Source organism: Pseudomonas sp. HMWF021 (genome assembly GCF_003061005.1).
GTDB lineage: Bacteria > Pseudomonadota > Gammaproteobacteria > Pseudomonadales > Pseudomonadaceae > Aquipseudomonas.
In genome coordinates this window covers 21,973-27,972 of the sequence record NZ_QAIK01000128.1, presented here as the reverse complement: position 1 = coordinate 27,972, position 6,000 = coordinate 21,973, and the positions used below count along the sequence as shown (strand labels likewise).

At 60.9% G+C, this 6,000-nt stretch carries 8 protein-coding genes; 4 read left to right on the top strand and 4 right to left on the bottom strand.

Going from position 1 to position 6,000, the window contains the following annotated elements; genetic code table 11:
• On the bottom strand, positions 1 to 429 hold a 429-nt coding region (locus DBR18_RS29395), incomplete at its 3' end, for a response regulator (protein ID WP_256588772.1).
• Positions 430 to 497: 68 nt separating this feature from the next.
• Positions 498 to 1,001 carry an ATP-dependent zinc protease gene (locus DBR18_RS17790; RefSeq protein ID WP_007962587.1) on the bottom strand — a complete coding sequence of 168 codons (504 nt, stop codon included), beginning with the start codon at positions 999 to 1,001 and terminating at the stop codon, positions 498 to 500.
• 244 nt (positions 1,002 to 1,245) lie between these two features.
• On the opposite strand from DBR18_RS17790, the gene DBR18_RS17785 reads away from it, so the two are divergent.
• The gene (locus DBR18_RS17785; RefSeq protein ID WP_108591291.1) at positions 1,246 to 2,133 is read left to right on the top strand and encodes an acyltransferase; all 888 of its coding nucleotides are present in this window, start codon (positions 1,246 to 1,248) and stop codon (positions 2,131 to 2,133) included.
• Position 2,134: 1 nt separating this feature from the next.
• Here the strand turns inward: DBR18_RS17785 and DBR18_RS17780 are convergent, their stop codons facing one another.
• Positions 2,135 to 2,692 (bottom strand): DUF2780 domain-containing protein, encoded by a 558-nt coding sequence (locus DBR18_RS17780; RefSeq protein ID WP_108591290.1) that lies wholly within the window; start codon positions 2,690 to 2,692, stop codon positions 2,135 to 2,137.
• Between the two features lie 148 nt (positions 2,693 to 2,840).
• Between DBR18_RS17780 and DBR18_RS17775 the strand changes: the two genes are divergently transcribed.
• From DBR18_RS17775 to DBR18_RS17765, 3 genes are all read left to right on the top strand, one after another.
• Positions 2,841 to 3,476, top strand: coding sequence for an RNA polymerase sigma factor (locus DBR18_RS17775; protein ID WP_108591289.1), 636 nt, complete (start codon positions 2,841 to 2,843; stop codon positions 3,474 to 3,476).
• On the top strand, positions 3,473 to 4,147 hold the full coding sequence (locus DBR18_RS17770; protein WP_108591288.1) for an anti-sigma factor domain-containing protein: 675 nt from the start codon (positions 3,473 to 3,475) through the stop codon (positions 4,145 to 4,147). The genes DBR18_RS17775 and DBR18_RS17770 overlap by 4 nt, the downstream gene beginning before the upstream one ends.
• 208 nt (positions 4,148 to 4,355) lie before the next feature.
• Positions 4,356 to 4,667 carry a hypothetical protein gene (locus DBR18_RS17765; protein ID WP_108591287.1) on the top strand — a complete coding sequence of 104 codons (312 nt, stop codon included), beginning with the start codon at positions 4,356 to 4,358 and terminating at the stop codon, positions 4,665 to 4,667.
• 53 nt (positions 4,668 to 4,720) lie between these two features.
• Here the strand turns inward: DBR18_RS17765 and fdhA are convergent, their stop codons facing one another.
• Positions 4,721 to 5,920 (bottom strand): formaldehyde dehydrogenase, glutathione-independent, encoded by a 1,200-nt coding sequence (gene fdhA / locus DBR18_RS17760; RefSeq protein ID WP_007962594.1) that lies wholly within the window; start codon positions 5,918 to 5,920, stop codon positions 4,721 to 4,723.
• Positions 5,921 to 6,000 lie beyond the last annotated feature (80 nt).

The following is a 6,000-nucleotide window of genomic DNA, read 5'->3' as shown; positions in this document are numbered from 1 at the left end:
GTAGGTGATCTGCACGCGCTCGGCATCGATGCGGAACAGCGTCGAGGACGCTTCGACCACAGGTCGCGGCGCCATGCGCTTGAGAATCGCCCGTACCCGCGCGGCAACTTCCCGTGGGCTGAACGGCTTGACCACGTAATCGTCGGCGCCGATCTCCAGCCCCACCACGCGGTCAATCTCGGCGTCGCGGGCACTGAGGAACAGCACCGGCACTTCACTGAAGCGCCGCAGCTGCTTGCAGGTTTCGAAACCGCTGATGTCCGGCAGGCCGATATCGAGAATGATCAAGTCAGCCGGGGTCTGCCGTTGATGCTCGAGCGCCGCTGCGCCAAGGCTCAGCCACGTGGTGGTGAACCCCTCGCCCTGCAGGGCAAAAATCAGCGTGTCGGCAATCGCCGCTTCGTCTTCGACAATCAGAATATGAGGCATGGCGTCCGAGCCCATGGGTTAAGTGCGCGAACGGTGCCCCAAGCCTGACGTTACGTCAATGAGACCACTTAGCAGTCCGGCTTGTCGGCAGTGAAACGCCGCGCCGGGTTCACCGCTGCGCCGAACTCGCGCAAGGCCTTGGCACCGATCAGCAGCGGGTAGTTGAAGTTGCTGCGGTCGGTCAGGTTGACCTCGACGGTGCGCTTGACGTTGCCCAGGCACAGTTCCAGATCGACCACCGGACGCTTGGCGACTTCGGTGCTGTCGCCCTCGTCCTCTTCATCCGAACGGCTCTTGATCTTGCTGATCCGCGCAACCTTGTGTTCGTAGACCTTGTTGCTGGCGTCCTTGGTGCCGAGGCGGAAGCGCACCCAGTTCTCGCCGTCGCGGGTGAAGGTCTCGATGTCCTTGGCCGACAGCGAGGCGGTCAGCGCGCCGGTGTCCATCTTGGCCTTGAGCACCTCACCGCCGATTTCCGGCAGCGCGATGTATTCATAACGCCCATACAGGGTCGGCTCGGCGGCCATGACCGGCAGGGCGACGAGGGCAAACAGTGCAAGGAGGGATTTCACGTAGAGGGCTTCCTTGGGGAGTTGGGCAACGGGATTTTAGACCGTGGCCTATGAATTCGTTCGGCTCAATCAGGATCAAAAGATCGCAGCCTTCGGCAGCTCCTACAGTGATCGGTAGGAGCTGCCGAAGGCTGCGATCTTTTGATCTTAAGGGTTAAAAGGTGAAACATTCGTCACCACCGATTTGGCCTGTCGCCCGAAGCCACTTATCATGGCGCGCCCATCCGCCTTCATAGAGTTGCTTATGCGCCGCCTGCTCACCGGCTGTTTCGTCACCCTGCTGCTGTTGCTCAACACCCTGATCCTGATCGGGCCGTTGATGGTTTTTGCTTTGCTCAAACTGATTGCGCCGGGGCGCTGGCGCGATTACGCCTCGTGGGCGGTGATGTGGATTGCCGAGACCTGGGCCGAGATCGACAAGCTGATCTTTCGCCTGTGCATCCCCACCCAATGGGACATTCGCGGCGGCGCAGAGCTGCGCGGTGACACTTCGTACCTGGTCATCAGCAACCACCAGTCGTGGGTCGATATTCCGGCGCTGATCCAGACCCTCAACCGGCGCACGCCGTTTTTCAAGTTCTTCCTCAAGAAAGAACTGATCTGGGTACCGTTTCTTGGGTTGGCGTGGTGGGCGCTGGATTACCCGTTCATGAAGCGCTACAGCAAAGCGTTCCTGGCCAAGCACCCGGAACTGGCGGGCAAGGATCTGGAAATCACCCGACAGGCCTGCGAGCTGTTCAAGCGCCAGCCGGTCACGGTGGTCAATTATCTGGAAGGCACCCGCTACACGCCGGCGAAAGGCGTGCAGCAGCAGTCACCGTTCAAACACCTGCTCAAGCCCAAGGCGGGCGGCGTGGCGTTTGTTCTGGCAGCGATGGGGGAACAACTGGATGCCTTGCTCGACGTGACCGTGGTCTATCCACAGGAAAAGATTCCGGGGTTCTGGGATCTGATCAGCGGCAGCGTGCCGCGGGTGATTGTCGACATCCAGACCCGCGAACTCGACCCGGCGCTGGCGCAGGGCGATTACGAGAACGATCCGCTGTTTCGCCAGCAAGTCCAGAACTGGGTCAACCAGCTCTGGACCGAGAAGGATCAACGCATCAGCGAACTGCGCAACGAGCGCGGCTGAATCAGCTACCGGTGCCGGCGCCCCAGATGCTGCCCAGGCTCTGCAGAATCGGGCCGCCGACGCCTTGGTCACCCAGGTACTTGAGCAACACCGGGGCAAACTGGCCGACCATGCCGCTGTCCATGCCCAAGGCACCGAATGCATTATTCAGGTCGTTTGTGTTCTTGACGTTGCCCAGCGCGTTTTCCAGCCCGGCCGACTTGCCCGACGAACCCAGCAAACCACTCAATGCCGCCAGGTTGCCGCTGCCGCCCGACAATTTGTCGATGCCCGGCACTTCCTTGGCCAACTGCGAATAATCGGTGCTGCTCAACTGGTTCTTGGCCAGGCCAAGCATGGCACTGGTGCCACCGACCGCCTGCTGCGGCGTCACGCCGAGACCGGTCACGGCTTGCAGCAACCCGGCGGTTTCCGAGGTCGGCGCGGCGGCGGTGGCTGCGTTGCCACCCTGCATGCTCGAAGCTGCTTTGGTCACGTCGTCCAGACTGAAGCCGGCAAACACCGGGCTCGCTGCAAGGGTCATCAGTGAAGCCAAGGCAATACCGCGTGAAATCTTCATTCAGACATCCTCTTGCGCTGTGGTGACCGCCATCGTATGGGCGGTAAAACTGCCGGTTTGACCGGGTTTCAACCTGCATGTTCCTCGCTGGCGCATCCATTTTCAGCATAGCCACGTATATAAAACGTGAAACCGCGGATAACCCCAGATGAATGGCACAAGCGCTGTCGCTGAACTAGCCTGTGAACAAACCGGGGCCCGCCCTCGTCGTCCGCGCATTGCCTGGAGGCCTGTCATTTCCGTCGCCGACACCGATCAGCTCAGGCATCTGTTGGCCCAGTGTGCACTGGGCGACCGAGGGGCCTTCGAGACGCTCTATCGCAGCGTCGGCCCACGCCTGCACGGCGTGGCCCTGCGCTTCATGGGCCGGGCGGATCTGGCCGAAGAAGTGCTGCAGGAAAGCTTCGTGCGCATCTGGAACAACGCCTCGCGCTACGAAGCCCATCTGTCGGCGCCGCTGACCTGGATGGTCAACATCACCCGCCATCAAGCCATCGATCAGTTGCGCAAGCATCGCGACCGACCGCTGACCGAGTTCGAACAGGACACCCTGACCGACGAAAGTCCTTCGGCCCATGAGCTGTTGAACCGCAGCCGTGAAGCCAATGCCCTGCATCGTTGCCTCGATACCCTCGACGGCCTGCAGCGCCAGTCGATCACTGTCGCTTACTTTCAGGGCCTGTCCTGCTCAGAGCTGGCCGAACACCTGGCCGCGCCGTTGGGCTCGGTGAAGTCGTGGATTCGTCGGGGCATGGAACGTCTGCGCAGGTGCCTCGAATCATGAACTACCAGACCCCGGCCCTGCGTCGCGCCCTCGCTGCCGATTACGCCATCGGATTGATGTCTGCGGCGGCGCGCAGGCGCTTCGAACAATTGCTGCTGGATGACGCAGCACTGCGAGCCGAGCTGGCGCAGTGGCAGGAGAGTCTCGCCAGCCTTACCGAAACGCTGCCGGAGCAACCGGTGCCGGAGCGGGTGTGGCATGGGATTACTGCACGCATCGATCCGCAAGAGCTGCATGTACCCGCTAAACGACCGTTCTGGAACTGGCTACGACTCACCGCAGCGGTCTGCTCCATCGCCGTGCTGGTATTTCTTGGCTCGCTGTACAACCGCGACGACGCCCGCTACCGCGCCACCCTGCTGAGCGCCGACGCGCAACCGGCGCTGAAGGTCGAAGCGCATGCGGATTATCTGCAGATCGAGCCGCTGACATTGGCGGCTGTCGGGCCTGATCGCAGCCTCGAACTGTGGGCGATCCCGGCGGACGGCAAGCCAATCTCGCTGGGGGTGATTCCGGCGGGGGGCAAAGGCAAGGTTGAACTGAGCGCGGCACAGAAAGCCTTGATCGGCCAGCCGATTGCGTTGGCGGTGAGTCTGGAGCCGAAGGGTGGCTCGCCGAGCGGGCAGCCGACGGGGCCGGTGCTTTACCAAGGCGCTTTGGCGGACCTTTAACGGCACAAGATCAAAAGATCGCAGCCTTCGGCAGCTCCTACACCGATCCCTGTAGGACCTGCCGAAGGTTGCGATCTTTTAGGCTCATTAGTTATGCATCAAGCAGATCTATATTTCAAAACGAGCTATTAACCTGTCAGATCTGACAGTAGGCGTTACTGATCATGCACGCGATCATTGTGGCTCCCATTTATGTAACGGAGTACAAATGATGAAGCTGACAATTGCCACGGGCATCGTAATCAGCCTGGCCATGATGAGCACCGCTTACGCAGCTACTTGCCCAACGGTCTCGATCACTCATTCTGACAACGCTGAAGATCTCACCTTTACCTCAGCACGCCTTAAAGACAAAGACACCGCCGATTCGGTAGTCATCTGCCGATATGAAGGCAAGAACGATCTGGGCGCGTCTTCGGGCCTGAGACTCGGCGTTCCAGTAAAACCCACCGGAAGCAATTGGAAAGGTGAAGATTGTGCAACCGCTGACGGCGATGCCAGCAAGTGCGCATTTAAATAGTCTGGTTAATAAAAAAGGCAACCCATCGGGTTGCCTTTTCCTATGCGTAAAACTTACGCCGCACTGAACAACCGATGCGGATCAATCACAAATTTCTTCGGCACACCCGCATCGAACTCGCCATACCCTTCCGGCGCCTGGTCGAGGCTGATGACTTGCACGCCAACCACTTCGGCGATGTTGATGCGGTCCCACATGATCGCCTGCATCAGCTGGCGGTTGTACTTCATCACCGGGGTCTGGCCGGTGTGGAAGCTGTGGGATTTGGCCCAGCCCAGACCGAAGCGGATGCTCAGGCTGCCCATTTTCGCCGCGGCGTCGACAGCGCCCGGATCTTCGGTGACGTACAGGCCCGGAATACCGATCTTGCCCGCCACGCGCACCACGCCCATCAGCGAGTTGAGTACGGTGGCCGGAGCTTCGGATTTCACCCCGTCATGCCCGTGACCACGGGCTTCGAAGCCCACGCAGTCCACGGCGCAATCGACTTCCGGCTCGCCCAGCAGTGCGGCGATCTGTTCGTGCAGCGGCGTGTCCTTGGACAGGTCGACCACTTCAAAACCCTGCGCCTTGGCGTGCGCCAGGCGGATGGTGTTGACGTCGCCGATGATCACCACCGCTGCGCCCAGCAGACGCGCCGAGGCTGCAGCCGCTAGACCGACCGGGCCGGCGCCGGCGATGTACACGGTACTGCCCGGGCCAACGCCCGCCGTCACCGCGCCGTGATAGCCGGTTGGCAGAATGTCGGAGAGGCAGGTCAGGTCGCGGATTTTCTCCATGGCCTTGTCACGATCCGGCAGTTTCAGCAGGTTGAAGTCGGCGTACGGCACCAGCACGTATTCGGCCTGGCCGCCGGTCCAGTCGCCCATGTCGACGTAACCGTAAGCCCCGCCGGCACGGGCCGGGTTGACGGTCAGGCAGACGCCGGTGTGTTGCTCCTTGCAGGAACGGCAGCGCCCGCAAGCCACGTTGAACGGTACGGAGACCAGATCGCCGATTTTCAGGTTCTCGACGTCGGAACCCTTTTCGATCACTTCGCCGGTGATTTCATGGCCCAGCACCAGACCGGTCTGCGCCGTGGTACGGCCGCGCACCATGTGCTGGTCGGAGCCACAAATGTTGGTGGACACCACACGCAGGATCACCCCGTGTTCGATCTTCCTGCCGCGCGGGTCCTGCATTTTCGGATAGTCGATTTTCTGTACTTCGACCTTGCCAGCGCCGAGATACACCACACCACGATTGCCAGACATGCTTTCACCTCGCTGTTGTTTTTATGGAACCGCGTTGCCCAGGCAGGCAGCGCGTTGAGTGCTCGGGTACAGATGCTGAT

What these genes read in the sequence shown, in the direction of transcription:
- DBR18_RS17785 (WP_108591291.1), top strand. Translation starts at nt 1,246, where the DNA reads ATGCGCCGCCTGCTCACCGGCTGTTTCGTCACCCTGCTGCTGTTGCTC.
- DBR18_RS17780 (WP_108591290.1), bottom strand. Translation starts at nt 2,692, where the DNA reads ATGAAGATTTCACGCGGTATTGCCTTGGCTTCACTGATGACCCTTGCA.
- DBR18_RS17775 (WP_108591289.1), top strand. Translation starts at nt 2,841, where the DNA reads ATGAATGGCACAAGCGCTGTCGCTGAACTAGCCTGTGAACAAACCGGG.
- DBR18_RS17770 (WP_108591288.1), top strand. Translation starts at nt 3,473, where the DNA reads ATGAACTACCAGACCCCGGCCCTGCGTCGCGCCCTCGCTGCCGATTAC.
- DBR18_RS17765 (WP_108591287.1), top strand. Translation starts at nt 4,356, where the DNA reads ATGATGAAGCTGACAATTGCCACGGGCATCGTAATCAGCCTGGCCATG.
- fdhA (WP_007962594.1), bottom strand. Translation starts at nt 5,920, where the DNA reads ATGTCTGGCAATCGTGGTGTGGTGTATCTCGGCGCTGGCAAGGTCGAA.